Here is a 25,997-nt window from a genome sequence, read left to right as displayed (position 1 = left end):
TCGCCTGACCGTCGGGCACATTGGCCGCGCAGACGCCCGAGGCGCGCATCGGCAGCCCGTAGAATCGCGCCAGTTGCCCGGTCATCTGCGTGGCGCGCATGTATTCCGGCGTGCCGAAGGCCGGCGCGCCGGACTTCATGTCGACGTTCGAGGTGAAGGTGCCGATCGCGGTGCAGGCGCCGGGGCGGATCACCTGCGCCAGCACCACGGCCGAAAGCGCCTCTGCCAGGCTTTGCGCCACCGCGCCCGCCATCGTCACCGGCGCCATCGCGCCCGCCAGCGTGAAGGGCGTGACGACAAGGCCCTGGTTGCGGCGGGCCAGCCGCATCCAGCCGTCCATCATGGGAAAGTCGTGCTTGAGCGGCGAGGTGGAGTTGATGTTGGTATACATCTTCGGGCCGCTCTCGAAGTCCTCGTGCGAATGACGGCCCGCGATGCGCACCATCTCCATCACGTCGTCCACCCGCTCGGCGCCGAGCGAGTAGGCGTGCATCGCCTTGTCGGTCAGCGTGAGCTTGTCGTAGAGCACGTCGAGATGGCGCACGGAGGGGTGCAGGTCCACCGGCTCGACCGGGTAGCCGCCGGCGAAATGGATGCAGTTGAAATACTGCGTGAGCTTGAGCAGCGTGCGGCACTGCTCGCGCGTGCCGGGCATCTTCCGGCCGATCTCCATGTCCCAGTAATTGGGCGGCGACGAGACGTTGCCGAACAGGATATGGCGGCCGCCCACCGTGATCCGGCGGTCGGGATTGCGCGGGGTGATGTCCCATTGCGCGGGGCATTTCGCCACCATCTCCATCACCAGGCCGCGGTCCATGCGGACCACCTCACCGTCCACGACGCAGCCTGCGCGGCGCAGGATCTCCACCGCTTCGGGGTGCAGAAAGGCGATGCCGATCTCCTCGAGGATGCGCATGGCGCCGTCGTGGATCGCCTGAACGCCCGCCTCGTCCAGCGGCTCGACCGGCGGATCGGGATTGACCGGCAGGCGCCAGGGCGGCTGCTCGATCACGGCGTGCCCCCGGCGCGAGGCCGCGCCGGCACGCCCCCCGCCCCGCCGGCGTCTGGGGGCGGGGTCGTCTTTTGCGCTCTCTGCGTTGCGAGGCATCTGTGGGGCTCCCATGTCGCGGTTTCGGGCATTCAGCGCAGCCCCGATCGCGCCTCGCGTGTCTGGATGCGACGGGTGGCGTCGGATTCGCGCGACCATGGCCCACGCTCCGCCAGTCGGTCCCTGCGCGCGGACGGCACGGCACGGCCCGACGAGACGATGCGCCAAGGACGCAGGCTGCGGAGCGCCAGGAGCCCACCGCGCAAGGCGAGCCGCCCTGCCCGCGGCACGCTCCGCCCCCTCATCCCGGCCAGGCGAAGCGCCGCGCCGCACGCACCACAGCGTCGGCCGCGGGCGAGTGCCTTCGCCCCGGGGCCGACGCGAGCGCAATCCTCCGCTCCACGACCGGTTCCACCAGCGGGCGCTGCATGAGGCGTGCGGCCTTGCCCGCAAAGCGACCTCAGTCCGTCCGGGACTCCACCGGCGGCCGTGCCCGCGGTCCGCGTCACACGCGAAGCCAGTCCGGCAGATGGCCGATGTCGGGCAGCACGGCATCGGCATGCGGGGCAAGATCGGGCTCCAGCGCGGGGCCGGTCAGCACGCCAACCACCTGCATCCCGGCCGCGTGCCCGGCGTGCAGGTCGTGCAGGCTGTCGCCCACCATGACCACCTGCGCCGGCGCCAGATCAAGCGCGCGCGCGAAGGCCAGCAGCGGCGCGGGGTCGGGCTTGGCCCCGTGGCCGCTGTCGGCCCCCGCCATCCAGTCGAAGGCCGCCTCGATCTCCGCCGTCAGCAGATGGGCGCGCGCCGAGAGTTCGCTGTCGTTCGTCATCACGCCCAGGCGCAGACCCATGTCCCGCAGCCGGGCCATCAGGGGCGCAAGCGGCACCGCCGGGGCGAGCGGTGCCTCCGCCGCGCGGGCCGCAAGCCAGGGCTCGAGCGCGTCGACATCGGCGCCGGGCAAGGCCGCGGCGACCAGTTCCGCCACCTCGCGGTTGGTCCCGGCGATCACCGGGCTGTCGCGGTGAAAGGCACCGGCGGCACGGTCGAAGCGCAGCGCGCGGGCCATCGCGGCCGCGCGTAACGCGCTGCCGGCCGCGAGTTCGTCGATCACCTGCGCCGCGAAGGCCGACCAGGTCGCGTGGAAGCCGAACAGCGTGCCGTCCTTGTCGAACAGCACTGCACGGGCGCGCAGGCCGGTCATGTCCAGTGCACCTGAACACCGCCCGGCAGCGCCGCGCGCGCTTGCGCAGGCGTGTCGTAAGGCAGGCCCGCCGCGTCGCAGAAGCCGGTGACCCAGGCGTCGTCCTGCATCAGGAAATCCAGCACCGCGGCCAGCACCTCCGGCGTGTCGGCCGCGGCGCGCAGGTCGTCCAAACCGATCCCCGTGCTGCCCATGAAGACGCCCAGAAGCTCGCCGTCGCCCGCGATCCAGCCCAGCGCCTCTGCCGCCACCGCCTCGGCCCGTTCCCGCGCAAGCGCCATCGCCACCTGCCTCCTCGAAAGGGTTTCTTAACCAGTTGAGTAAAGAGTGGAGCCGTGACTTGGCAAGCGGCGGACCGGCGATGACGGGGACCATCCTGATTGCGGATGCGGTGGCGACCCGGCGGATCGCGCTACGGGCGCAATTGGGGGGCGCCTTTCGCCGCGTCGTGCTCGCCGCGTCGGGCGCGGAGGCGCTGGAAGCGGCACGCAGGGAGCCTGCGGAGGTCCTGCTGGCCGCGTCCGACCTGCCGGACCTGTCCGTTGCGGAGATGCGCCAGCGCTTGGGTGACACGGCGCGCGGCGCTGCGTCACCGGCCCTCGCGGTGCTCACGCCCGAAGCGGACCGGGCGGCCCGCCTCGACGCGCTGACCGCCGGGGCCGACGACGCGATCACGCGGTGCACGGCCGCGCCGCTCCTGCTTGCGCGGTTGCGGCGGCTGCTCAGGGATCGGGAGGACACCGCGGAACTGCGTCTGCGCGAAGCGACGCGCCGCGCGCTGGGCTTCGCCGAGCCGCCCGCGGGATTCGACCGGCCCGCGAAGGTGGCGCTGCTTGCCAGCCGGCCCGCACAGGTGGAAGCGCTTTCCGCCGCCTTCGGCGCCCGCGTTCGACAGATCGACCGTCGCGGCGTGCTGGCGCTTGGGCCGGGCGATGCGCTGGATGCGCTGGTGCTGGCAGAGGGCGGGACGGGGCCGTGCGCAGCCGCCCTGGTGCCTGCCCTCCGGGCACAGCGCGCCACCCGCGCCGCGGTCCTGCTGGTGCAGGCCTCCGGTGCCGGTGCCGAAGCGGATGCGGCGCAGGCGCTCGACATGGGCGCACAGGATGCGCTCGCCGGCCCGTTCGACGCAGAGGAACTTGCGCTGCGCCTCGCCGCACGGCTGGCCGCCAAGCGCCGCGCCGACCGGCTGCGCGACCACCTGCACGAGGGGCTCGACGCGGCGGTGACGGATCCCCTCACCGGGCTCTACAACCGTCGCTTCGCGCTTCCGAAACTGGCGCACCTGACGGAAGAGGCTCTGGTGACGGGGCGTTCCCTGGCGGTGCTGATAGCCGACCTCGACCATTTCAAGGCGATCAACGACGCATACGGGCATGCCGCCGGGGATGCGGTGCTTGCGGAAACGGCCGCGCGCATCCGGCGCAGCCTGACAGAGCAGGACATCGCCGCGCGCCTCGGCGGAGAGGAGTTCCTCGTCGTCCTGCCCGGCCGCGATGCCGCCGCGGCGGAACGGACCGGCCGGCGGCTTTGCCGGATCATCGCCGAGACGCCGTTCGCGCTGCGCGGGCGCGACGAGAGCGTGCAGGTGACCGTCTCGATCGGCATCGCCGCAGTCCCGGGCGCGGCGGGACCGACACCCGCATCATCCGGTCCGCAGGGCGCGGAAGCCCTGCTGGAACGCGCCGACCGCGCCCTCTACAGCGCGAAGGCGCGCGGCCGGAACCGCGTGAGCGCGCATCGGTCGGCGGCGTGAGCACAAATGCGGCTGCGCGGTCGGGCGCCTGCCTGTCCCGTCAGGGAACGCTTTGCAGACAGACTCGCGCGGAACACGACGGAAACGGTCGATCCAGCCGCCCCCGCCGCGGTGCCCGCGAACCACCGCCCGGGCGCCTGTCGCGCGGAGCGCCGCGACGGGCGCACCGCTCCATTCCGCAGCGTCATTCCGAACTGCGCCGGCCCGGCTGGCCCCTTGCGCGCGAGAGCCGGCGCGGAGGGCGCTCCAGCAGCTCCTGAAGGCGCGCCGCATCCGCGGCGGCCGCATCCCGCCGCGCCGGGTCGTCCCGGCCGCGGGCACGCAGCGCGCGGCACGCGGCCGGGCAAGCGCGCGTCAGTCCCGGTCTCGCAGCCGATCCATCCGCATCATGTCGCGAAAGCCGTCGCGATAGCCATCCCGATACCCGTCGCGATAGTTTTCTCGCCCCGCATCGCGCCACGGTCCTTGACCCGCGCGCGCTTGGCGGATCGGGCGCGCCTCGGCGAACTCCTGCGCCGAGATGCCGCCGTCGCCGTCCGCATCGAGCCGGTGGAACATCCGCGCCGGACCGGGGCGGTCCGCCCATTCCTCTGCCGAAAGGGCGCCGTCGCCGTCGGTATCGAGCCGGCGGATCATCCGCGCCGCGCGCTCTCCGTGCCACTGGCCTCTCCGGTCGGCGACCGCCGCAGACAGCTCCCCTGCCGTGAGCCGCCCGTTGCCATCGGTGTCGGCGGCGGCGAAGCGTGCCGCGCGATGCGCCTCGATCTCGGCGCGGGTCACCCGCCCGTCGCCGTCCGCGTCGACGCTGTCGAAGATCCCTGCGCGGTGCTCCTCGCCCCGCATCGGCCCCGTGTCCTCGGCCGCGGTCAGGCCACCGGCGCCGCCCGCAAGCAGCGCCGCCGCCAGCATGATCGTCAGATCCTTGCGCATGGTCTTTCCCTTCTTTGCTGCGGTTCCTCCGCCGGCGGCCCCGCCGCGCCGTCGGAACCTGTTACGCCGCAGGCCGGCGATGCCGTCGCCGATCGCGTGCAAGACCCTGCGTCAGCCACTTTTGCGACATCGGGACGCAAGGACAGGCTGTCGCCTTCCATCTGCCGCGCGAGGCGTCAAACTGGCGCGGCACGGACAAGGGACGCGACATGGCAGACCAGACAATCAATGCGCCCGGGCGGCCGACGTGGCAAGCCTTGCGGCGCGGCTGGCGGCGGCGCTGCCCGAACTGCGGGCAGGGGCCGATGCTGTCGGGGTATCTGACCGTGCGGCCCGCCTGCCCTGTCTGCGAGGAAGAACTGCACCATCACAGGGCGGACGACGGGCCCGCGTATCTGACCCTGCTGATCGTGGGGCACCTGATGGCGCCCCTGCTGCTCTTCGCCTTCACGACCTGGCAACCCGAGCCGCTGGTGCTGTTCTCGATCTTCGCGGTTGGCTGCGTCGCGCTCTCGCTGTATCTCTTGCCGCGGTTGAAGGGCGCCATCGTGGCCTTCCAGTGGTCGCGCTTCATGCACGGCTTCGGGGACGCCGCCTGACGCGCCCGCCCAGGCGGGAGGGGCGATGCGGAGCGACACGGCCGGAGCGGAGGACAAGTCGCGGGTGCGCGATGCGGCCACGGTGATCGTGCTGCGCGACCGGGACACCCGCCCGCGCATCCTGATGGGACAGCGCGGGTCGGCCGCGGCCTTCATGCCCAACAAGGTGGTCTTTCCCGGCGGCGCGGTCGATCCGGCGGACGCCGACGTGCCGCTTGCCGCACCGCTCGGCCCGCTGTGCCGCGCACGGCTGGAAGAGGGCGCCTCGCCCCGGCTGGTGGATGCACTGGCCGCCGCGGCGGTGCGCGAGTTGTGGGAAGAGACGGGCCTGATCCTGGGCCGGCCGGGTGCCTGGCCCGCGGCACCGCATGCCGACTGGGCGCGCTTCGCGGCGACGGGGCATGTCCCCTCGGCGGAGGGGCTGAATTTCGTCTTCCGCGCGATCACGCCACCCGGCCGGCCGCGCCGCTTCGACGCGCGATTCTTTCTCGTCGATGCCGACCGGATCGCGAGCGACCCCGACGATTTCACCCATGCCGAGGAGGAGTTGAGCCACCTGCGCTGGATCCCGCTGGAACATGTGCGCGAGGCCAACCTGCCCTTCATCACCGAGGTGGTGCTGGCCGAGGTCGCGGCGCGCGTGGCCGATCCCGGCCCGCCGCCCTCGGTCCCCTTCTTCCGGAATACCGACGAGGAAAGCCTGTTCCTGCGGCTCTACGGAAAGCCGATGCCGGAGTGATGCCGGTCGCCCACGGGTGAAGAGCACCAGCGCCAGCATGGAAGCGACGAACAGCCCGATGCCGGCCTGGTCCGACCGGCTGACAGGCTTGCGGAAGTTCGCCATGTCACGGCGCGCGACATCGGCAGCTCGGCCTGCCCCACCGCCTTGACCAGCGCCGCGGTCTCCGACGTGCAGGCGAGAAACCGGCAGAGGCTGCCGCCCATGCCGGCCAGCCCCGCCGGAGCGCCACCCGCCGCGCGGCCCGAACGCGACCGATCTCGCCCGGCTGGCGCAGATGCAAGGTCGCGCCAGGGGTCGAGAGGGTGCCGGCGCGCCGCACCGTCTGCAGCGTGAAGCGCAGCGTCCGGAACGCCGCGGCCGCGAATGTCACCCAAGTCCAGAGCTCGATGCGCCCTTCTGGCGCGCGCTCAGCCCCTTGGCCAGAGCGGATGCGGCACCGGGTCCTTCGCGCGGGTCAGGTAGCGGGCGAAGATCTCGGCGTAGCTGGCAAAGGCATAGCCGTCGTTGCGTGCCAGATATCGGTCGCGGTTCGCGCGGTAGAGCGCGGGCAGGCGATACCACGGCACCTTGGGGTGCATGTGGTGCACGACGTGCAGGTTGTTGTTGAGAAACAGCAGGGCCAGCGGCCCCCGGTCCTCGATGATCACCGTGCGGGCGCGCGCGCGCTCATGCGCCTGATGCTCCAGGAAGGTGCGGATACGCAGCAGCGAGAGCGACAGATAGCAGGAGAGCGCAAAGGCCCACCACGGCATCGCGCCGATCCAGGCCACCCAGCCCAGCACCAGCGCGACGGAGGGAACATGCAGCAGCCAGCCCGCCAGCACGCGGCGGTCGCCCGCCCGGATTGCGCGCCAGTCCTCGGCCATGAAGGCCCATTGCCCCAGCGCCGGACCAAGGATCATCCGGCCCAGAAGCGTGTTGTTGAGCACCAGCAGGCGCTTCCGCCAGCGCGGCAGGCGCGCCCAGACGGCCGGGTCGAGGTAGTTGCTTTCCGGGTCGTCGTAAGGGTCCGTCAGGATGGCGTCGGTGTGGTGCGCAAGGTGTGTGTCGCGGAAGCGCAGGTAGGGCACGGCAACGCCAAGGGCCGGAAAGACCAGCGCGGCGTTGGCGCGCGCGTCGCGGAACGGGTGGCCATGCAGCGCCTCGTGGCTGAGCGAGCCATGCAGCGCCGCGCCCAGCGCCGCCAGGGCGATCCCTAGCGGCAGCCAGAGCGCCGCGGCCAGCGTGGTGCCCAGCCCCCAGAGGCCATAGGCCAGCGCAGCGATGGCCAGCGTGGGCCACTCCACGCCGCCGGCGTGCCGGTCATCCATGCAGCCGGCCCCAGCGGATGTGAACCCAGAGGCGTTCGTAGATGATATAGGCAAGAAGGCCGATGGCGCAGTTGGCCAGAGCCATCGCGCCCCCGACGACTGCGGACCCCGTGAGCACCAGACCGACAAGCGTCGTCGTCACGAGTCCGATCACCTGCCACAGCACGGCCTTGAGCAGCGAGCGCGCCCGCGTCTCCATTCAGTCCTCCTTTTCGTTGATGCGTGCCAAGCGGATACGCAGTCGGCGCGGCGTTGGGAATTCGGAATATGATTAACAAACTTCTGCAATTGTGATATCAGTAAACATATGATGGACATGATCGACAAACGTGTGCGCGCGGAACAGTTCCGGGCACGCTTGAAACAAGCGATGGATACGGAGGGGCTGAGCCAGAGCGCGCTGGCCCGCGCGATCGGCGTGGACCGTTCGACCGTCTCGCAGCTTCTGTCCGACCGGGGCGCACGGCTGCCCAATGCGCAGGTCGTGGGCGCCTGCGCCGCGGCGCTCCGGGTTTCGGCCGACTGGCTCTTGTCGCTGTCGGACCGTCCCGAAAGCGCGGCAGAGATCATGGCGCATTCCATGACGCTGACCGAGGCGCCCCGCGCGCTGGTGGACGAACAGATCTTTGCCTGGCACCGCGAAGCGGAGGGTTACAAGATCCGCCATGTCCCCGCCGGCATGCCCGACATGATGAAGACGCAGGCGATGCTGGAATGGGAATACACGCCGCACCTGGGCCGGACGGCGGCGCAGGCGATCGGCGCGGCGCAGGACCGGCTGGCATGGATGCGCGGCGCGCGCTCGGACTACGAGATCGCGATGCCGCTTTTCGAGATCGACAGCTTCGCCGCGGCCACCGGATACTACAGCGGGCTTCCCGCGGACCTGCGGCGCGCGCAGATCGACCATTTTCTGGACCTCAACGCACAGTTCTTCCCGCGCCTGCGCATCTTCCTGTTCGACGCGCGCCGGGTCTATTCCGCGCCGGTCACGGTTTTCGGCCCGCTGCTGGCGGTGCTCTATGTCGGGCGCAACTACCTGGCGTTCCGCGACAACGAGCGCGTGCAGGCCTTCGTGCAGCACTTCGACTGGCTGGTGCGCGAGGCCGAGGTGTCGGACCGCGCCTTTCCCGACCACCTGCGCAACCTGCGCGCGCGGATCGCCTGAAAGGCGGGGTTTGCCAAGCCCGCCGCCGGGGGCTAACGCTGTGGCGCGACGGCGAAAGGGACAGGCGATGGCGCAACGGATGATCGGGGTGATCGGCGGCTCGGGGCTCTACGAGGTCGAAGGGATCGAGGACGCGCGGTGGCGGCATGTCGAGACGCCCTGGGGCGATCCCTCTGACGCGATCCTGACCGGGCGGCTTGGGGGCGTGGACATCGCGTTCCTGCCGCGGCACGGGCGGGGGCATCCGCTGGACCCCGGATCGGTGCCCTATCGCGCCAACATCGCGGCGCTCAAGACGCTGGGGGTGACGGACGTGTTCTCCGTCTCTGCCGTGGGCTCGTTCCGCGAGGCGATGGCGCCGGGCGACTTCGTGATCGTGGATCAGTTCATCGACCGCACCAGGGGCCGCGCACCCAGCTTCTTCGGTCCGGGCTGCGTGGCGCATGTGAGTCTTGCCCATCCCACCTGCCCGCGACTCTCGGACGCGGCAGAGGCCGGGGCGGCTGCAGCCGGCGCGCGGGTGCATCGCGGCGGCACCTACCTTGCCATGGAGGGGCCGCAGTTCTCGACCCTGGCCGAAAGCCGGATGTACCGCGAGCACTGGGGCGCGGACGTGATCGGCATGACCAACATGCCCGAGGCGCGCCTCGCCCGCGAAGCGGAGCTCTGCTACGCCTCCGTCGCGATGGTGACGGACTACGACAGCTGGCACCCCGACCACGGCGAGGTGGAGGTGACGCAGATCCTCGCCACCGCCGCGGCCAACGCGGACAAGGCGCGCCGGATGATCGCGGCCCTGCCCGAGTTGCTGGGGCCGGAGCGCACGACCTGCCCGCATGGCTGCGACCGCGCACTGGAGCACGCGATCCTGACCGTGCCCTCGGCCCGCGACCCGCAAATGGTGGCGCGACTGCAGACGATCGCGGGGCGGGTGCTGTGACCGAGGCTGCGGCAATGGACATCAAGGACTACATCCGCACCATCGTGGACTTCCCGCACGAGGGGATCCTGTTCCGCGACGTGACGACACTCTTCGCGGATGCGCGCGGCTTTCGCATGGCGGTGGACCGGATGCTGCATCCCTATGCGGGCCGCCGGATCGACAAGGTCGCGGGGCTGGAGGCGCGGGGCTTCATCCTTGGCGGTGCGGTCGCGCATCAGCTGGGCTGCGGCTTCGTACCGGTGCGCAAGAAGGGCAAGCTGCCCGCCGCGACGATCAGCGAATCCTACACCCTCGAATACGGCGAGGCGGTGGTCGAGGTGCATGACGATGCGATCCAGCCGGGCGAAACGGTGCTGATCGTCGACGACCTGCTGGCCACCGGCGGCACGGCCGAGGCCGGCATCCGGCTGGTCGAGCGGCTGGGCGGCAACATTCTCGGCTGCGCCTTCATCATCGACCTGCCCGACCTGGGCGGGCGCAAGCGGCTGGAATCGCTCGGGATGGACGTCTACGCGCTTTGCAGCTTCGAAGGGCTCTGAGCGGCCCGAGCGCCCGCGAAGGCCGCGGCAGTATTCCGCTGATTACCCTTCGGAACCCCCGGACTTCCTTCAAAGTTGCTTTATAAGCGACGCGTTCGCCAATAGATTGTGCGGCGACGGCCGCACGAGGGATGAGATTGCGGCGAAGGGCAAGAGGGTACAATCGTCGACGATGCGAGATGCGAGACGGCAACAGGCGCGTGACGCGCGCAACGAGGCACCGCGCGCGCACGAGGACGGCGCGGTCAGCAGGGCCGCAGCGCCGGGCGCGGCGCTCGTCGCGGTGCTGGTCTCGGGGCCGGTCGGCCTGCTGGCGTTCATCGCGGCACTTGTCGGCGGTGCGGGTCTGCCTGGCGCCATCGGGCTTGCTTTCGCGGTGCAGCTTGGCCTTGTCGTCGTTGTGCTGCTTGGCGCCGGTCTTTTCGGGCAGCCGCGTCCGGGCCCGCCGCTCGGGGCCTACGACCGGCCGGTGCGCCGTCCTTCGGGCCGCGGTGTGGTAAGGGCGCAGGACGCGACCGAAACCCTTCCTGATGTTGCGCGCTGGGACGTGCTGACGCCCCGGGTCCTGCCTGCGGACGCGCCGCGCGTGGCCTTCATTTGCTCCCGGGATGGCCGGGTGCTGGACCATGCGCGCCGCTTGGCAGAGGCAGGGCACGAAGTTCATCTGAGCGACAATGCCGATGCGCTTTTCGACGCATTGGCCGCCGCGCCGCAGGCCTGGTCGGCGGCAATCGTCGATCTTCGGGCGGTTGACGACGACGTGTCGGCACTCGACGATCTGAGGGAACATGCGCCAAACCTTCCGCTTGTGGCGCTTGGAGACGCCCGGGACGCCGAGGGTCCCTGGGACACCGCGGTCGCGCGGGCAGCGCCATGGATCGCGCTGCGGCGCGCGCTGCACACCGCCCTTGCCGCGCGCGCGCAGCGCCTGAGCGCATCGATCAGGGCGCCCGCAGCACCGCGCCCGGGTTCATGATGCCCGCGGGGTCGAGCGCCGCCTTGATCGCCCTGAGCGCCGCCAGCTTCGCGGGATCGCCATACCTCTCAAGGTCCGCGACCTTGAGCCGCCCCACGCCGTGCTCGGCGCTGACGGACCCGCCAAGCGCGTGAACTAGGTCGTGCACGCAGCGCTTGATCGCCTCGCGCTGGTGTTCGTGATCCGCGCGCGTGCGCCCGGGCATCGGAAAGACATTGTAGTGCAGGTTGCCGTCCCCCGCATGGCCGAAGCAGTTGATGCGGAAGCTGTCGATGCGGGCCAGTGCCGGGCCGGCCCGCGCGATGAACTCGGGGATCGCGGACAGCGGCACCGAGATGTCGTGGCTCGACACCGCGCCGATCAGGCGGTTTGCCTCGGGGATACGCTCGCGCACTGCCCAGAAGTCGGCGCGCTGCGCCTCCGACTGCGCGACGATGCCGTCGGTGACGAGGCCCGGCTCGTGGGCTGCGGCGAAAAGATCCTGCAGCGCCTCGGCCGGGTCCAGCCCGCGCGCCAGCCCCACCTCGATCAGCACGCACCATTCGGGCGGCTCGGGCCAGGGCTGCCGCGTGTCGGGCAATGTCTCGGCCAGGAAATCGAAGCCCTGCCGGTGCATCAGCTCGAAGGCAGAGATGCCCTCGGCCATCCGGTCGCGGGCCAGCGCCAGCAGGTCCAAGGCCGCCGCGGGATCGCGCACCGCCATCAGCGCCGTCCCCTCGCCCGCAGGCCGGGGGTGCAGCGTGAGCGCGGCGGCGGTGATCACGCCCAGCGTTCCCTCCGCCCCGATCAGCAGGTCGCGCAGGTCGTAGCCGGTGTTGTCCTTCCTCAGCCGCGTGAGGCCGTGCCAGATGCTGCCATCCGGCAGCACCGCCTCGAGCCCCAGGCAGAGCGCCCGCGCATTGCCGTAGCGCAGCGTGTTGATGCCGCCCGCGTTGGTGGCCAGCAGGCCGCCGATCCGCGCGGTGCCCTCCGAGGCGAGCGACAGTGGAAACAGGCGGTTCGCCTCGCGCGCCGCAGTCTGGATGTCGGCCAGTACCGCGCCGGCCTCGGCGATCATGACGTTCTCGCGCGGGTCGACCTCGCGGATTGCCTTCAACCGGTCGAGCGACAGGATCACCGGCAGCGGTCCCTCCTGCGCGATCTGCCCGCCCACAAGGCCGGTGCCGCCGCCGTAGGGCACGACCGGCACGCGCGCCTCTGCGCAGGTGCGGACGATCCGGGCCACTTCCTCGGTGGTTGCGGGCCGCGCCAGCACGCCGCCCCGCCCCTGCCAGCGGCCGCGCGGCTCCTCCAGGTGGCCGGGATCGGGGCGGCCGATCCGCCCCTCCGGCAGGCGCGCGGCGAGCGCGGCGGCGAAGCCGTCGTCAGCGTCGGCAAGCGGGCGGGTGCCGTCCATCAGTCCCTCAGCAAGGCGGGTTGCAGGAAGACCACCGTGGGCCGATCCGGCAGCGTCCGCAAGCTCACGTCGTAGTAGGGCCCGTTCGCGTCCACGATGGCGAAGTCGTCGGACATGCCGGCGCGGAACCGGCCCAGCGAGGAGCCCGAGAACCAGTGCATCGGCAGCACCACGGAGGACCGCAGGCGCTTGAGCGTGGCGATCATGTCGTCGAGCGACATGGTGTAGCCGCCGTCAACCGGCGCCATGACCACGTCGAGCCGGCCAAGGGCCGCGAACTGCTCGTCCGTCGGGATGTGGTGCAGGTGGCCCAGATGCCCGATGCAGAGCCCCGCCACCTCGAAGACGAAGATCGAGTTGCCCTTCGGCTCGTCCGACGCGTTGAAGCCCCCCCGGATGTCCGTGGACACGTTGCGCACCAGCATCTCGTCCAGGTCGAGGTGATGCTCGATGCCAGCACCGAACTCTTCCCCCCATCCCCGCAGGACATGCGGAATCGCGGGGTCGGGATCGGGCGTCCAGTGGGTGCTGTGCGCGTGGTTCATCGTCACCACGTCGGGGATCAACTCGGTATTGCCGATGAAGCCGGTGTAGTCGGTGACCGCCGTCAGCCCGCCGGGCGTGCGGATGAGGAAGGAGGCGTGGGCCACGAAATGCAGCCGCACGGTGTGGTCCGGCAGCGGTTCCCGGTGGCTGGGCTGCGTCGCGGCGCGCCAGAGCCGTTCCGGTCCGCCCGCGGTGCGGATGTAGTCGAGCCCCGGCGCCGCGTCGGCGATGGCGACGCAATGGCTGGGGCGGCGGTCCTGTGTGCCCGTCTGGGCAACCGCGGCGACGGGGGCGAGTGCGACGAGCGCGGCAAGCAACAGTCGGATCATCTTCGGGCACCTCCTGTCGCTCGAGATAGGCCGCCGTGACGCGCCGTCAGCCCTTTCCGGCGCGCTCATCGGCCCCTTGCGGGGCCTCTTCGCGAGAAGCGCCCGCGAGGGCGCGCCGAGCGCTCTCGTTCAGCCCGCGTCCGTCCGGCCGCGCCGGTCGGCGCGCAGAGCGGCATAGAGGACGTGGGTCCGCCAGCGCCCCGCGATCTGAAGGTAGCTCTGCGCCACCCCTTCATACTTGAACCCGGCCTTTTCCAGCAGCCCGCGCGAGGCCGCGTTCTCGGGCAGGCAGGCGGCCTCGATTCGCGAGATGTCGAGCCGGGTCCAGGCGTGGTGCACGACCGCCTCGATCGCCTCGCGCATGTAGCCCTGCCGCGCGTGCGGCTGCCCGACCCAGTAGCCCAGCGTGCCGGACTGCGACGGCCCGCGCCGCATGTTGTCCAGCGTGATCGCGCCCAGCAGGCGCTGATCCTCGCGCCGGATCAGGAAGAGCGGCAGCGCCGTGCCCTGCGTGATGGCGCGCCCGGCCCAGTAGACGCGGTTGGTAAAGGCCTTGCGCGACAGATGATCCTCTGCCCAGGCTGGCTCCCACGGGACCAGGAAGTCCCGTGACAGCTGGCGCAGCGCGGTCCAGTCGCGGAAATCGGCGTGGGACGGCGGGCGCAGGCTCATCCGCTCCGTTTCGAGCCGGACCTTCCGGCGCGGCAGGAACATCAGGCCGCCCGGCGCGCCTGCAGCGCCTCGTAGCCGGGCGCGCGGCCGAGCGGGCCGTAGAGTGCGAGCGCCATTGGCGCCTGTGCGGCAATCCCTTCGCCCACCGCGCGCAGGTCGGCGCGGCCGACGGCGTCGATCTTCGCCGCCGTCTCCTCGACCGTCGGCACCGCGCCCCAGACCTGCACCATGCGCGCGAGCCGCTCGGCGCGGTTCGACGGGCTTTCGAGCCCCATCAAGAGCCCCGCCTTCATCTGCGCGCGGGCGCGGGAGAGTTCCGCCTCGGTCATGTCCTCGGCGGCGCGCTTCATCTCGTCGAAGGTGAGCGTGGCCAGTTCGCCCAGCGCCTCCGCGCCGGTGCCGGCGTAGATCGTCAGGCTGCCGGTGTCGGCATGCGCGCCGGCCTGCGCGAAGATCGTGTAGCACAGGCCCCGCTTTTCCCGGATCTCCTGGAACAGCCGGCTCGACATGCCGCCGCCCAGCGCCACCGACCAGACCTGCGAGGCGTAGAGCAGCGGGTCGGAATAGCTGGGCGCCTCGAAGGCAAGCGCCATGTGCGCCTGTTCCAGCGGCTTGTCGCGGCGCATTTCGCCGCCGCGAAAGACGGCGGGCGGCGGGGGCGTTGCGGTCCGGGGTTCCAGGTGGCCGAAGTGCCACTCTGCCAGCCGCATCAGCTTGTCGTGATCGACCGCGCCGGCCGCCGCCACGATCATCTGCCCAGGCGCATAGTGCTCGTGGACGAAGCGCGCGAGGTCCGCGCGGCCGAAACCCGCGACCCGCTCGGCGGGGCCAAGGATCGGGCGGCCGAAGGGCTGGCCCGGATAGGCGGCCTCCTGCAGCCAGTCGAAAACGATGTCGTCGGGGGTGTCCAGCGCCTGCCCGATCTCTTGCAGGATCACGCCGCGCTCCACCTCGATCTCGTCCGCGGCGAAGGCGGGCGAGAGCAGGATGTCGGCGATCACGTCCATCGCCAGCGGCACGTCCTCTTCCAGCACGCGGGCGTAATAGGCCGTGGCATCGCGCGAGGTGTAGGCGTTCAAGTAGCCGCCCACGTCCTCGATCGCCTCGGCGATCTCGAGCGCGCTGCGCCGCTCGGTCCCCTTGAAGGCCATGTGCTCGAGGAAGTGGGCGACGCCGTTCTCCTCCTCCCGCTCGTCGCGCCCGCCGGCGCAGACCCAGACGCCCAGCGCGGCGGAGGCGAGGCCGGGCATGTGTTCGGTCACGACCCTGAGGCCATTGGGAAGTGTGTCGAGGCGGGTCTCGGTCAACGGGCGATGCGCTCCCTGATCAGGTTCTCGATGGCGGCGAGGTCGTTGTCGACCCGCGTCACGCGCTCCGGCCGCTCATAGAGGTTCGCCATGCCGGGGGGAAGCCCCGGACGGCGGCCGGTGGCCTCTGCCACGGCGTCGGGAAACTTGGCGGGATGGGCGGTGGCAAGCGTGACCATCGGCACATGGGGGTCGCGCACCTGCTCCGCAACGTGGACGCCGACGGCGCTGTGCGGGCAGAGCAGCTCGCCCGTCGCCTCCAGCGTGCGGGCGATCGCGGCGCGCGTCTGATCCTCGGACGCACGGCCCGAGGCGAAGGTTTCGCGCAGCCGGTCGAGCGCGCCCTGCGAGAGCGTGAAGCCCCCCTGCCCCTTCAACTCCTCCATCAGTTGCGCCACCGCCGCGCCATCCCGGTCGTAGACGTCGAAAAGCGCGCGCTCGAAGTTCGAGCTGACCTGGATGTCCATCGACGGGCTGATCGAGGGGCTGACCCCCTCGACCTCGTAGCGCCCGGTGGTCAGGCAGCGGTGCAGGATGTCGTTCTGGTTGGTGGCCACCACCAGCCGCCCGATGGGCAGCCCCATCCGTTTGGCGATGTAGCCCGCGAAGACATCGCCGAAATTGCCGGTGGGCACCGTGAAGCTGACCGCGCGGTGCGGCGCGCCAAGGCTGACGGCGGCGGTGAAGTAATAGACCGCCTGCGCCAGCACCCGTGCCCAGTTGATCGAGTTGACGGCCGCCAGTCCCACCTCGTCGCGGAAGGCGTGGTCGTTGAACATGTCCTTCACGCGGGCCTGCGCGTCGTCGAAATGCCCCTCGATGGCCAGCGCGTGCACGTTGGCCTCCTCGGGCGTGGTCATCTGGCGGCGTTGCACCTCGGAGACGCGGCCGTGCGGGAAGAGGATGAAGACATCGACGTTGTCGAGCCCGCGGAACGCCTCGATCGCGGCAGAGCCGGTGTCGCCGCTGGTGGCCCCCACGATGCAGGCGCGCCGCCCCTGCCGGGCCAGCGCGCTCTGGAACAGCTGCCCGATGAGCTGCATCGCGAAGTCCTTGAAGGCCAGCGTGGGCCCATGGAACAGCTCCAGCAGGAAGTGGTTGGGCGTAAGCTGCTTGAGCGGCGCGCGCGCGTCGTGGCGGAAGGCGCCGTAGGCGCGCCCGATCATGTCGGACAGCTCCTGCTCGCCGAAGGTGTCGCCCACGAAGGGGCGCATCACGCGGAACGCCGCCTCCTCGTAGGGCAGCCCGCCCAGCGCCGCGATCTCGTCGGCGCTCATCTGCGGCACCGTCGCGGGGACGTAGAGCCCGCCGTCGCGGGCGAGCCCGGTCAGCATCGTGGCTTCGAAGTCGAGCGCGGGTGCGCCCCCGCGGGTCGAGACATAGTGCATCAGGTCGTCCTTCGCGCCGTGCGCCACAGCAGGTAACCGCTCATCGCCACCCAGACCGCGGCAAGCCCGAACCAGGTGACGGCGTATTCAAGGTGATCGTTCGGAATCCCGCTGGTGTCCACAGGTAGCGGCATGATGCCCGGCGCGGGCGGGTCTTCCTGCCGCACCACCAGCAGCACCGGTTCGGTATTCAGCGCGGCTGCCATCTGGTCCAGATCGCGGGCGAACCAGAAGTTGTCGCCGGGGTCGTTTTCCGGTGTGGCCGAGCTGCGGTCGTCCGGCCAGTGCAGGTTGCCGGTGACGGCGACAGGGCCGGTCCGGCGCTCCGCCCCCTTCGCCTCGTCAGGCACAAAGCCGCGGTCGAGCAGCAGGCGGCGGCCGCCCTCTGTCTCGAAGGGCGTGACGATGCGGAAACCCGCCCCTTCGGTCTTGGTCGAGACGAGGACATGCAGTTCCTCTGCGCCGATCACGCCCTCGGCGCGCACGGGCAGGTAGCGGTCGGCCCGCGGGTCCGGCGCGGCCGGCAGCGCGACCGGCTCCGCCGCGATCCGCGCCTCGATGTCGGCCAGCAGCGCCTCTTTCCACTGCAGGCGCTGCACCTGCCAGACGCCGAGCGCGATCAGCACGGCGGCGCCGGCGATACCGATGACGAGCGGGCCGATGAAGCGGCGCATGACCTCTCCCTTGACGCGAAGGGCGCGCAGCCGTGGCCGCGCGCCCCGCAGGAAACCCTTTGTGACGGGCTCAGGCGCCCCAGACGTAGATCACCGCGAAGAGGAACAGCCAGACCACGTCCACGAAGTGCCAGTACCAGACCGCCGCCTCGAAACCGACGTGTTTCTCCTGCGTGAAATGCCCCTTCATCAGCCGGATCAGGCAGACGAACAGGAAGATCGTCCCGATGATCACATGCGCGCCGTGAAAGCCGGTCGCCATGTAGAAGTTGGCGCCGTAGATGTTGCCGGCGAAGCCGAAGGCGGCGTGGGTGTATTCATAGACCTGCAGCCCGGTGAAGATCACGCCCAGCACGATGGCGATGATCAGGCCCCACTTCATGTCCTCGCGGTTGTTCTCGTGCACCAGCGCGTGGTGCGCCCAGGTGGCCGCGGCCCCCGAACACAGCAGGATCAGCGTGTTGATCAGCGGCAGGTGCCAGGGATCGAAGGTCTCGATCCCCGCGGGCGGCCAGACACCGTCCACCGCCGGGCTGAGGCCCGTGGGGTCCATCGGGTAGAGCGCGTGCTTGAAGAAGCTCCAGAACCACGCCGCGAAGAACATCACCTCGGACATGATGAACAGGATGAAGCCGTAGCGCAGGCCGATGCGGACGACCGGCGTGTGATCGCCCGCGCGGCTTTCGGCCACCACATCGGCCCACCAGCCGAACATCGTGTAGGCGACGCCCACCAGGCCGATCAGGAAAACCCAGGGGCCGCTTGCGTGCATCCAGAGCACGGCCCCGAAGAGCATGACGAACCCCGAGACCGACCCCAGAAACGGCCAGATCGAGGGGTTCAGGATGTGGTAATCATGGTTCTTGGCGTGTGCCATGGCGTGTCCCCGGTCCCTTTGGCGTCAGTTCGCGCGCGGCGCGGCATCTGCGCCGGTCGCGTTGGCGGCCTGCTCGGTCGTCGTCTCGGGCAGGTCGGTCTGGTAGAAGGTGTAGCTGAGCGTGATGGTGTGGACGAACTTCGCATCCCTGTCCCGCACGATGTCGGGATCGACATAGAAGGTCACCGGCATCTCGACACGCTCGCCCGGCTGCAGCACCTGCTGCTCGAAGCAGAAGCAGTCTATCTTGGTGAAGTGGACGCCGGCGTCGAAGGGCGCGACGTTGTAGCTGGCCGTGCCGGCAACCGGCACGTCGGTGGGATTGTAGGCCTCGTAGAAGGCAAGGCCCGTCTCGCCGATGCGCACCTCCATCTCGCGCTGCAGCGGGCGGAACTCCCACGGCATGTCGCGCTCCAGCGAGCCGTCGAAGCGGACCTTGATGGTCTGGTCCAGGATCTCTTCCGATCCGGCATCTGCATAGTTCGTGGATCCGCCATAGCCCGTGACCCGGCAGAACCAGTCGTAAAGCGGCACCGAGGCCCAGGCCATCGCGCCCATGAAGAGCACCACGCCGACGGTCTGCACCACCGTTCGGCCCTTGCCCGGCGGCGGCAGGATGTGGCGACCCCTCATGTTCCCGTCTCCCTGTGCGGCGGCTCGAACCCGCCTTCTGCTATCTTGACCACCGTCAGACCGAACATCAGCGCGATGAAGCCCGCCAGCAGCAGCGCGACCCCAAGGTTGCGCCCGAAGCGGCGGCGGTGGATCTCGTGCGTGCGTGCGATTGCCATTACCAACCTCCGATCGAAAGCCCGGCCCGCTCCATCCCGGCTTCGGCCAGGATCGCGCCGAAGTGGGCAAAGAGATAGAGGAGCGACAGGCGGAAGAAGCGTTTCTCGACGCGGTAGTCGTCGGCCTCGGCCTGCGCCTCGTCGCGCCGCCAGATCGTCCAGGCGCCCTTGAGAAAGAGCGCGTTCAGCACAACAGCGACCGCAAGGTAAAGCGCCCCGCCGATCGTGGTGAAGCCGGTGCCGACGGCCAGCGCGGCCAGCAGCACGGTATAGATCAGGATCTGCGCGCGCGTTGCCGGACGGCCGTGCGTGACCGTCAGCATCGGCACGCCCGCGTCGTCGTAATCCGACCGCATGAAGAGCGCGAGCGCCCAGAAATGCGGCGGCGTCCACATGAAGATCAGCGCCACCATCAGCCAGGGCTCCAGCGCGAGCGAGCCGGTGGCCGCCGCCCAGCCGATCAGCGGAGGAAAGGCGCCCGCAAGCCCGCCGATCACGATGTTCTGCGGCGTCGAGCGCTTCAGCCACATCGTGTAGATCGCGACGTAGAAGAAGATGGTGAAGGCCAGCCAGCCGGCCGCGAGCCAGTTGGTCGCCAGCGCCAGCATCACGACCGACAGCCCCGAGAGCGCGAGCCCCAGTGCCAGCGCCTCTTCCGGCGCGACGCGCCCCGAGGGCACCGGCCGCCGGCGGGTGCGCCGCATCCGCGCGTCGATGTCCGCATCCCACCACATGTTCAGCGCGCCCGAGGCGCCGCCGCCCACCGCGATGAACAGGATCGCGGCAAAGCCCACCAGCGGATGCAACCCGACCGGCGCGGCCAGCATTCCCACCAGCGCGGTGAACACCACCAGCGACATCACCCGCGGCTTGAGCAGCGTGACGTAGTCGCCGAACCGCGCCTCGGCGGCGGGGCTTTCGCTATGAAGGCTCGTCTCGGTCATCGCTGTCCCGTTCGGCGCGGCACGGCGCACCCGCAACGGCGGGCGCGCCCGGCGCGATCACTCGGCAGAGGCCACCTGCAGGGCGGCCGGCCGGCCTGCGTATTCGTCGCGCGCGTTCTCCAGCCAGGTATCGTAGGCCTCCTCGCTGACCACCTTCACGGTGATCGGCATGTAGGCATGGTCCTTGCCGCAGAGCTCGGAACACTGGCCGAAGTAGACACCTTCCTTCTCGGGCGTGAAGTGCAACTCGGCAAGGCGCCCGGGCACCGCGTCCTGCTTCACGCCGAAGGCGGGAATGGTCCAGGAATGGATCACGTCGGCCGCGGTGACCTGCATGACCACGGTCTTTCCGACCGGCACGACCACGGCGGTGTCGGTGGCGAGCATGTAGTCCTGCCGGGAATAGCCGAAATCCTCCAGCTCGTCGCGGGCCAGCATGAAGCTGTCGAAGGCAAAGCCCTCGTCGACATATTCGTAGCCCCAGAACCACTGGTAGCCCGTCACCTTGATGGTGACATCGCCTTCCGGGATGATCTGCTGCTTGAACAGCACGGGCAGGGAGAAGGCCCCGATGAAGACCAGGATCACGATGGGCACCACGGTCCAGGCGACCTCGACCGGGGTGTTGTGGGTAAAGCGCGCGGGCGTCGGATTGGCCCGGCTGTTGAAGCGCACGATGCAGTAGAGCATCAGCCCGACGACGAACAGGGTGATCGCCGCAATGATCACGAGCAACAGGCCGTCGAGCCATTGCTGGTCGCGCGCAAGCTCGGTCGCTGCGGGCTGAAAGCCGGTCGCGCCGTCGATCGGCCGGCCGATGATCTCGAGCCCCTCGGTGGCGGCGCCCTGCGCCGCCGCGGACCCGGCGAGGAAAACGGCCCCGAGGCCGGTAACTGCGGTCTTCACGGTCATGCATCACCCGGTTGGCTTCCGGGGCGCTTTTCTGCGGGCGCACACCATTGCATACAATGGCGGGCACGCAGCAGCCCCGTTGTCTTCTGTGTGCTTGTAACCATATTCCATCGGGCGAGGGAAGCACATCCCTGCGGCAAAGAGCCGCTTTTTTCATCCGCTCGCACCGCCCGGGAGTATCGCCATGTCCGACGCCGTCTTTCGCCCCTTCGAGACCCGCCTCGACAAGGAGCGCACCCTGCGACTCCTGCGCGAGGCCACCGCAGGCGCCGACGACGGCGAGCTGTTCCTGGAGCGCGCGCGCTCCGAAAGCCTGACCTTCGACGACGGGCGCCTGCGCAGCGCCTCCTACGACGCCTCCGAAGGCTTCGGCCTGCGCGCGGTGCGCGGCGAGGTGACGGGCTACGCCCATTCGACCGACGTGAGCGAAGCCGCGCTGACCCGCGCGGCAGAGACCGCCCGCCTTGCCGTGGCCGAGGGCGGCGGCACGCTGGCCGACGCCCCCATCCCCACCAATCGCCGCCTCTACGCCGATCTCGACCCGATCGCCGGCGCCGAATTCCCCGTGAAGGTCGAGACGCTGCGCGCCATCGACGCCTACGCCCGCGGCGCCGACCCCCGCGTGGTGCAGGTGACGGCCAGCATCTCCGCCGCCTCGCGCGAGATCGAGATCCTGCGTCCCGACGGCACCCATGTCCGCGACAGCCAGCCGATGGTGCGGCTGAACGTGTCGGTGATCCTGGAGCAGGACGGCCGCCGCGAATCGGGCACCGCCGGGGGCGGCGGGCGCGTGGGCCTCGACGGTCTGCTCGAGGACTCCGACTGGCGCGCGAAGGCCGACGAGGCGATCCGAATCGCCCGCGTCAACCTGCGGGCCGAGCCCGCGCCGGCGGGTGTGATGGACATCGTGCTTGGCCCCGGCTGGCCCGGCATCCTGCTGCACGAGGCGGTGGGCCATGGGCTGGAGGGCGATTTCAACCGCAAGGGCAGCTCCGCCTTCGCGGGGCTGATGGGCCAGCAGGTGGCGGCACGGGGTGTGACCGTGGTGGACGACGGCACGATCCCGGACCGCCGCGGCTCGATCACCGTGGACGACGAGGGCACGCCCGGCGCGCGCAACGTGCTGATCGAGGACGGCATCCTGGTGGGCTACCTGCAGGACCGGCAGAACGCGCGCCTGATGGGCGTTGCACCCACCGGGAACGGCCGGCGGCAAAGCTTCGCGCATGCGCCGATGCCGCGGATGACCAACACCATCATGGAAGCCGGCGACGCCTCGCCCGAGGATCTTGTGGCAGAGCTGAAGGACGGCATCTACGCCGTGGGCTTCGGCGGCGGACAGGTGGACATCACCAACGGCAAGTTCGTCTTTTCCTGCACCGAGGCCTACCGCGTGAAGGACGGCAAGGTGGGCGCGCCCGTCAAGGGCGCCACCCTGATCGGCGACGGGGCGACGGCGCTGCGCAACATCCGCGGGCTGGGCCGCGACATGGCGCTGGATCCGGGCATGGGCACCTGCGGCAAGGACGGGCAATGGGTGCCCGTGGGCGTGGGCCAGCCCACCGTGCTGATCGGCGGTCTGACCGTGGGCGGCGCACAGGCGGCGTGAACTGGCCCGCGCGGCGCACGCGGCCGGGGCTGCGGGCCGGGCCCGCGCGCCTCGGGCTGGCGGCGCTGGTGGCCTACCTGGCGCCGGTCCCGCCCGGCATGCTGCTGCTCTGGCTCGGCACCCTGGTCGAGCAAGGCCCACCGGCGGCGAGCTACATCGCGTCCCACGGGTTCTTCCTGCTCGCATCGCTTTACCTGTCGTGGGCGGGACTCCTCGTCGGCGTCCCGCTGTCGATTCTCGCGCTGCGCACGGACTGGGCCGGATGGGCGGTGGCGCTTGGCACGGGCGCGGTGCTGGCCGCTGGCGTCAGCCACTTGACCGGCCTCGAGCCCGACATCGTGCTGCCCGGCGCGCTGCTCATCGCCGCCACCTATTGGCTGGCACTGCGGCGCATGATCGGACCGGCGCTTGCGCGCTGAGCGCGCCCGCGTCACGGAGCGGCGGGCAGCTGCGTCTCGAACGTCCCCTCGATGACGATGCAGTTCGCCGGGTCGGGCGGGGCGGCGAAGCCGTCCTTGTAACAAAGCCGCCCGCTCAGCGTGCCCCGCGCGCTTTCGCCGTCGAAGGCCTCCACCGTGAGCACCTGCTCGTCGTCGAGGCTCATCCACGATTGCGACATGCGCTCAGGCACATACATCACCGAGGCGTCCATCGGCTCCGCTTCGCCCATGACGGACCAGTTCAGGGCGATCACCTCGTGCGTGTAGCTGCCACCCTCCTCGTAGCCCTGAATGGTGATGCCGGTGACCGGGCCGAACTGTTCGACACCGGTGTTGAAACTCACGCCGGGATCGGTGCTTTGCAGCGTCTGCCACTGCCGCTCCGTGCCGTCGAGCGTGGCGCGCACCTCGCCGATTACCTCCTGCGCCTGCACGGACGGCCCGGCAAGGACGCCTGCAAGGATGGCGAAGGGTCCCGCGACAAGAGCAGCGCTGCGAAATCTCATTGTTTTTCCTCCCTTGTTTCGCGTCACACGCTACCGATCCTGCCGAGGGTTGCAACGCGCACGGCGCAAGGGTGGGGCAGAATTTACACGGCGTTAACCCTCGGTGGCCTACAAGCGATTCTGCAAGATGGCGGGGCCGCGGATGACCGGAACGGCAGATTCTTCCACTCACCCCCTACTCCCACCCACCACGGAAGACGATCCGGTGGCGTGGCTCCGCCTCTTGCGCTCCCGCCGGGTGGGACCGGCCACCTTTCATCGCATGATGGCCGAGCATGGCTCTGCCCCGGCCGCGCTGGAGGCGCTCCCCGGGGTCGCCCGGGCGGCAGGGGTCGAGGATTATCGCGCCTGCCCGGAAGGTGTTGCGCAGGCGGAACTCTCCGCAGGGTACAAGGCGGGCGCGCGGCTGCTGCTGCATGGGCGCGCAGGCTATCCGCCAGCTCTGCTGAACCTTTCCGACGCGCCGCCGGTGCTCTGGGCACTGGGTGACGTCGCATTGCCCGACCGGCCGCTGGCGGCGCTGGTGGGGGCGCGCAACGCCTCCTCGCTCGGCCTGCGCATGGCCAGGGCGCTGGCGAAGGGACTGGGTGAGCACGGCATCGTCGTCGCCTCGGGCCTGGCACGCGGCATCGACGCCGCGGCGCACGAGGCGGCGCTGCCCACCGGCACCGTCGCGGTGCTCGCGGGCGGCGTGGATGTGCCCTACCCCTCCGAAAACGCGGACCTCGCGCGGCGCATCCAGGCGGCCGGTCTTTTGCTGTCCGAACAGCCGCCGGGCACGGTGCCGCAGGCGCGACACTTCCCGGCTCGCAACCGCATCATCTCGGCCCTCGGGCAGGCGGTCGTCGTGGTCGAGGCAGCGGCACGGTCGGGCTCGCTCATCACCGCGCGCACCGCGCTCGACCAGGGGCGCGAGGTGCTGGCCGTCCCCGGCCACCCCTTCGACGCGCGCGCCTCGGGCTGCAACATGCTGATCCGCGATGGCGCGCGACTGGTTCGCGGCGCGGAGGACGTGATCGAGGCGCTGGGCACGACGCATGCGCCGGCCCCCTCAGAACGCACCGACGACGGCGCGCCCCGACGCCCGCCGGCACCGGCCACGGCCGCTCGAAGCGCCACCCGCCCGTCCCGCGGCCTGCGCGAGACCGCGGCGCTTCACGCCGAGATCCTGTCACGTCTCGGGCCGTCGCCGCTGGCCGAGGATCAGCTGATCCGCGACCTCGGCGAAGGGGCGGATCGTGTCGCCCCCGCCCTGCTCGACCTCGAGCTCGACGGCCGCATCCGCCGCCAGTCCGGCGGCCTGGTCGCGCTCGCCTGAGCGGCCGCGCGGTCGCGCCACCGCAGCGCCTTGCGGCCGAGCCTGCCCGGGCGAGCCGACCGGCTGCGGCCCGCCCGGGCGCGGCATCGGGCTACAGCGTGCAGGGCGCCCGCGACGGGGCCGATTGACAATCCGGCCTTGCACGCCAGCTTGCCCAAGGCCATATCCCGCCCCGTCCACCCCCGTTGGAGAACGCCGCAGCACATGCCCGTCGTCGTCGTCGAGTCCCCGGCCAAGGCCAAGACAATCAACAAGTATCTGGGCTCGGATTACACGGTGCTCGCCTCCTACGGGCATGTCCGCGACCTGCCGCCGAAGGACGGCTCCGTCGATCCAGAGCACGGGTTCGAGATGAAATGGGAGGTCGCCAGCGACAGCCAGAAGCACGTGCGCGCCATCGCCGAGGCGCTCAAGGACGACCCCGAGCTGATCCTCGCCACCGACCCCGACCGCGAGGGCGAGGCAATCTCGTGGCATCTCGAAGAGGCGCTGCGCAAGCGCCGTGCGCTGAAGAAGGACACGCCGGTGCGGCGGGTGGTCTTCAACGCGATCACCAAGTCGGCGGTGACCGAGGCGATGCGCAATCCCCGCGACATCGACGCGCCGCTGGTCGAGGCCTATCTGGCGCGCCGCGCGCTCGACTATCTTGTCGGCTTCAACCTGAGCCCCGTGCTCTGGCGCAAGCTGCCGGGCGCGAAATCCGCGGGGCGCGTGCAGTCCGTCTGCCTGCGCCTGATCGTCGAGCGCGAGATGGAGATCGAGGCCTTCCGCGCGCAGGAATACTGGACCGTCACCGCAGAGCTTGCCACGCCGCGCGGCCAGACCTACGAGGCGCGGCTGACGGTGCTGGGCGGCAGGAAGCTGGAGAAATTCGACATCGACGGCGAGGAGGCGGCAAAGCTCGCCGTGCAGGCCGTCACCTCGCGCGAGCTGACCGTGACCTCGGTCGAGGCGAAGCCGGCCACCCGCAACCCCTCGCCGCCCTTCATGACCTCGACGCTGCAGCAGGAAGCCAGCCGCAAGTTCGGCATGGGCGCGAAGCAGACGATGAGCGCGGCGCAGCGCCTCTACGAGGC

At 70.6% G+C, this 25,997-nt stretch carries 29 protein-coding genes; 11 read left to right on the top strand and 18 right to left on the bottom strand.

Annotation, left to right across the window (positions count from 1 at the left end):
* The 3 genes from ACLFOB_RS06625 to ACLFOB_RS06615 form a co-directional block, all read right to left on the bottom strand.
* On the bottom strand, nt 1-1,108 hold a 1,108-nt coding region (locus tag ACLFOB_RS06625), incomplete at its 3' end, for a trimethylamine methyltransferase family protein (RefSeq protein WP_410925571.1).
* Between the two features lie 445 nt (nt 1,109-1,553).
* Entirely contained in the window at nt 1,554-2,252 is a 699-nt protein-coding gene (locus ACLFOB_RS06620; protein ID WP_410925570.1) for an HAD family hydrolase, read from the bottom strand.
* Nucleotides 2,249-2,533, bottom strand: a complete 285-nt coding sequence (locus ACLFOB_RS06615) for a DUF3572 domain-containing protein (protein ID WP_410917847.1) — start codon at nt 2,531-2,533, stop codon at nt 2,249-2,251. The genes ACLFOB_RS06620 and ACLFOB_RS06615 overlap by 4 nt, the downstream gene beginning before the upstream one ends.
* A gap of 80 nt (nt 2,534-2,613) precedes the next feature.
* Here ACLFOB_RS06615 and ACLFOB_RS06610 point away from each other — a divergent pair, with 80 nt between their 5' ends.
* The gene (locus ACLFOB_RS06610; RefSeq protein WP_410917846.1) at nt 2,614-4,005 is read left to right on the top strand and encodes a diguanylate cyclase; all 1,392 of its coding nucleotides are present in this window, start codon (nt 2,614-2,616) and stop codon (nt 4,003-4,005) included.
* A 354-nt stretch (nt 4,006-4,359) separates the two neighbouring features.
* Here the strand turns inward: ACLFOB_RS06610 and ACLFOB_RS06605 are convergent, their stop codons facing one another.
* Nucleotides 4,360-4,935, bottom strand: a complete 576-nt coding sequence (locus tag ACLFOB_RS06605) for a calcium-binding protein (protein ID WP_410925569.1) — start codon at nt 4,933-4,935, stop codon at nt 4,360-4,362.
* Nucleotides 4,936-5,144: 209 nt separating this feature from the next.
* On the opposite strand from ACLFOB_RS06605, the gene ACLFOB_RS06600 reads away from it, so the two are divergent.
* Together ACLFOB_RS06600 and ACLFOB_RS06595 are read left to right on the top strand one after the other, a co-directional pair.
* Entirely contained in the window at nt 5,145-5,534 is a 390-nt protein-coding gene (locus ACLFOB_RS06600) for a DUF983 domain-containing protein (RefSeq protein ID WP_410917844.1), read from the top strand.
* Nucleotides 5,535-5,559: 25 nt separating this feature from the next.
* Nucleotides 5,560-6,273: an NUDIX hydrolase gene (locus ACLFOB_RS06595; protein WP_410925568.1), complete on the top strand. Its 714-nt coding sequence runs from the start codon at nt 5,560-5,562 to the stop codon at nt 6,271-6,273.
* A gap of 410 nt (nt 6,274-6,683) precedes the next feature.
* Here the strand turns inward: ACLFOB_RS06595 and ACLFOB_RS06590 are convergent, their stop codons facing one another.
* Both ACLFOB_RS06590 and ACLFOB_RS06585 read right to left on the bottom strand, forming a co-directional pair.
* Complete coding sequence (locus ACLFOB_RS06590) at nt 6,684-7,586, bottom strand: fatty acid desaturase (RefSeq protein WP_410917519.1); 903 nt, start codon at nt 7,584-7,586, stop codon at nt 6,684-6,686.
* Nucleotides 7,579-7,785, bottom strand: a complete 207-nt coding sequence (locus tag ACLFOB_RS06585) for a DUF2061 domain-containing protein (RefSeq protein WP_410925567.1) — start codon at nt 7,783-7,785, stop codon at nt 7,579-7,581. Before ACLFOB_RS06585 ends, ACLFOB_RS06590 begins: the two co-directional genes overlap by 8 nt.
* A gap of 108 nt (nt 7,786-7,893) precedes the next feature.
* Between ACLFOB_RS06585 and ACLFOB_RS06580 the strand changes: the two genes are divergently transcribed.
* From ACLFOB_RS06580 to ACLFOB_RS06565, 4 genes are all read left to right on the top strand, one after another.
* Nucleotides 7,894-8,754 carry a helix-turn-helix domain-containing protein gene (locus tag ACLFOB_RS06580; RefSeq protein WP_410917517.1) on the top strand — a complete coding sequence of 287 codons (861 nt, stop codon included), beginning with the start codon at nt 7,894-7,896 and terminating at the stop codon, nt 8,752-8,754.
* A 67-nt stretch (nt 8,755-8,821) separates the two neighbouring features.
* Nucleotides 8,822-9,694, top strand: coding sequence for an S-methyl-5'-thioadenosine phosphorylase (locus ACLFOB_RS06575; protein WP_410925566.1), 873 nt, complete (start codon nt 8,822-8,824; stop codon nt 9,692-9,694).
* 14 nt (nt 9,695-9,708) lie between these two features.
* The gene (locus ACLFOB_RS06570) at nt 9,709-10,236 is read left to right on the top strand and encodes an adenine phosphoribosyltransferase (protein ID WP_410917515.1); all 528 of its coding nucleotides are present in this window, start codon (nt 9,709-9,711) and stop codon (nt 10,234-10,236) included.
* A 172-nt stretch (nt 10,237-10,408) separates the two neighbouring features.
* Entirely contained in the window at nt 10,409-11,212 is an 804-nt protein-coding gene (locus ACLFOB_RS06565) for a hypothetical protein (protein ID WP_410917514.1), read from the top strand.
* Here the strand turns inward: ACLFOB_RS06565 and ACLFOB_RS06560 are convergent.
* The 11 genes from ACLFOB_RS06560 to coxB form a co-directional block, all read right to left on the bottom strand.
* A complete protein-coding gene (locus tag ACLFOB_RS06560; RefSeq protein WP_410925565.1) occupies nt 11,178-12,608 on the bottom strand; it encodes an FAD-binding oxidoreductase in 1,431 nt (476 codons plus the stop codon). The genes ACLFOB_RS06565 and ACLFOB_RS06560 overlap by 35 nt on opposite strands.
* Nucleotides 12,608-13,483 (bottom strand): MBL fold metallo-hydrolase, encoded by an 876-nt coding sequence (locus ACLFOB_RS06555; protein ID WP_410925564.1) that lies wholly within the window; start codon nt 13,481-13,483, stop codon nt 12,608-12,610. Before ACLFOB_RS06555 ends, ACLFOB_RS06560 begins: the two co-directional genes overlap by 1 nt.
* 129 nt (nt 13,484-13,612) lie before the next feature.
* The gene (locus tag ACLFOB_RS06550) at nt 13,613-14,197 is read right to left on the bottom strand and encodes a GNAT family N-acetyltransferase (RefSeq protein ID WP_410917511.1); all 585 of its coding nucleotides are present in this window, start codon (nt 14,195-14,197) and stop codon (nt 13,613-13,615) included.
* The gene (locus ACLFOB_RS06545) at nt 14,197-15,462 is read right to left on the bottom strand and encodes a M16 family metallopeptidase (protein ID WP_410925563.1); all 1,266 of its coding nucleotides are present in this window, start codon (nt 15,460-15,462) and stop codon (nt 14,197-14,199) included. The genes ACLFOB_RS06550 and ACLFOB_RS06545 overlap by 1 nt, the downstream gene beginning before the upstream one ends.
* Nucleotides 15,459-16,850, bottom strand: coding sequence for a threonine synthase (gene thrC / locus ACLFOB_RS06540; RefSeq protein WP_410925562.1), 1,392 nt, complete (start codon nt 16,848-16,850; stop codon nt 15,459-15,461). The genes ACLFOB_RS06545 and thrC overlap by 4 nt, the downstream gene beginning before the upstream one ends.
* A complete protein-coding gene (locus ACLFOB_RS06535) occupies nt 16,850-17,524 on the bottom strand; it encodes an SURF1 family protein (protein ID WP_410925561.1) in 675 nt (224 codons plus the stop codon). The genes thrC and ACLFOB_RS06535 overlap by 1 nt, the downstream gene beginning before the upstream one ends.
* A 70-nt stretch (nt 17,525-17,594) precedes the next feature.
* The gene (locus ACLFOB_RS06530; RefSeq protein WP_410916598.1) at nt 17,595-18,401 is read right to left on the bottom strand and encodes a cytochrome c oxidase subunit 3; all 807 of its coding nucleotides are present in this window, start codon (nt 18,399-18,401) and stop codon (nt 17,595-17,597) included.
* A 24-nt stretch (nt 18,402-18,425) separates the two neighbouring features.
* On the bottom strand, nt 18,426-19,034 hold the full coding sequence (locus ACLFOB_RS06525; RefSeq protein WP_410916597.1) for a cytochrome c oxidase assembly protein: 609 nt from the start codon (nt 19,032-19,034) through the stop codon (nt 18,426-18,428).
* Nucleotides 19,031-19,192, bottom strand: a complete 162-nt coding sequence (locus ACLFOB_RS06520) for a hypothetical protein (RefSeq protein WP_410916596.1) — start codon at nt 19,190-19,192, stop codon at nt 19,031-19,033. The genes ACLFOB_RS06525 and ACLFOB_RS06520 overlap by 4 nt, the downstream gene beginning before the upstream one ends.
* The gene (gene cyoE, locus ACLFOB_RS06515; protein ID WP_410925560.1) at nt 19,192-20,136 is read right to left on the bottom strand and encodes a heme o synthase; all 945 of its coding nucleotides are present in this window, start codon (nt 20,134-20,136) and stop codon (nt 19,192-19,194) included. The genes ACLFOB_RS06520 and cyoE overlap by 1 nt, the downstream gene beginning before the upstream one ends.
* Nucleotides 20,137-20,193: 57 nt before the next feature.
* Nucleotides 20,194-21,048: a cytochrome c oxidase subunit II gene (gene coxB, locus ACLFOB_RS06510; RefSeq protein ID WP_410916594.1), complete on the bottom strand. Its 855-nt coding sequence runs from the start codon at nt 21,046-21,048 to the stop codon at nt 20,194-20,196.
* Between the two features lie 184 nt (nt 21,049-21,232).
* Here coxB and tldD point away from each other — a divergent pair, with 184 nt between their 5' ends.
* Both tldD and ACLFOB_RS06500 read left to right on the top strand, forming a co-directional pair.
* On the top strand, nt 21,233-22,657 hold the full coding sequence (gene tldD, locus ACLFOB_RS06505) for a metalloprotease TldD (RefSeq protein WP_410925559.1): 1,425 nt from the start codon (nt 21,233-21,235) through the stop codon (nt 22,655-22,657).
* The gene (locus ACLFOB_RS06500) at nt 22,654-23,076 is read left to right on the top strand and encodes a hypothetical protein (protein ID WP_410925558.1); all 423 of its coding nucleotides are present in this window, start codon (nt 22,654-22,656) and stop codon (nt 23,074-23,076) included. Before tldD ends, ACLFOB_RS06500 begins: the two co-directional genes overlap by 4 nt.
* Nucleotides 23,077-23,087: 11 nt before the next feature.
* On the opposite strand, the gene ACLFOB_RS06495 is transcribed toward ACLFOB_RS06500, so the two are convergent.
* Entirely contained in the window at nt 23,088-23,603 is a 516-nt protein-coding gene (locus ACLFOB_RS06495; RefSeq protein ID WP_410925557.1) for a DUF948 domain-containing protein, read from the bottom strand.
* A 142-nt stretch (nt 23,604-23,745) separates the two neighbouring features.
* On the opposite strand from ACLFOB_RS06495, the gene dprA reads away from it, so the two are divergent.
* Nucleotides 23,746-24,921: a DNA-processing protein DprA gene (dprA, locus tag ACLFOB_RS06490; RefSeq protein ID WP_410916590.1), complete on the top strand. Its 1,176-nt coding sequence runs from the start codon at nt 23,746-23,748 to the stop codon at nt 24,919-24,921.
* Between the two features lie 204 nt (nt 24,922-25,125).
* On the top strand, nt 25,126-25,997 hold an 872-nt coding region (locus tag ACLFOB_RS06485; RefSeq protein WP_410925556.1), incomplete at its 3' end, for a DNA topoisomerase.

This window comes from Rhodosalinus sp. (assembly GCF_046542825.1).
In the GTDB taxonomy this organism is placed as follows: Bacteria; Pseudomonadota; Alphaproteobacteria; order Rhodobacterales; family Rhodobacteraceae; genus Rhodosalinus.
Note: the sequence above shows the minus strand (reverse complement) of the source record. Positions and strands in the feature narration are given on the sequence as shown.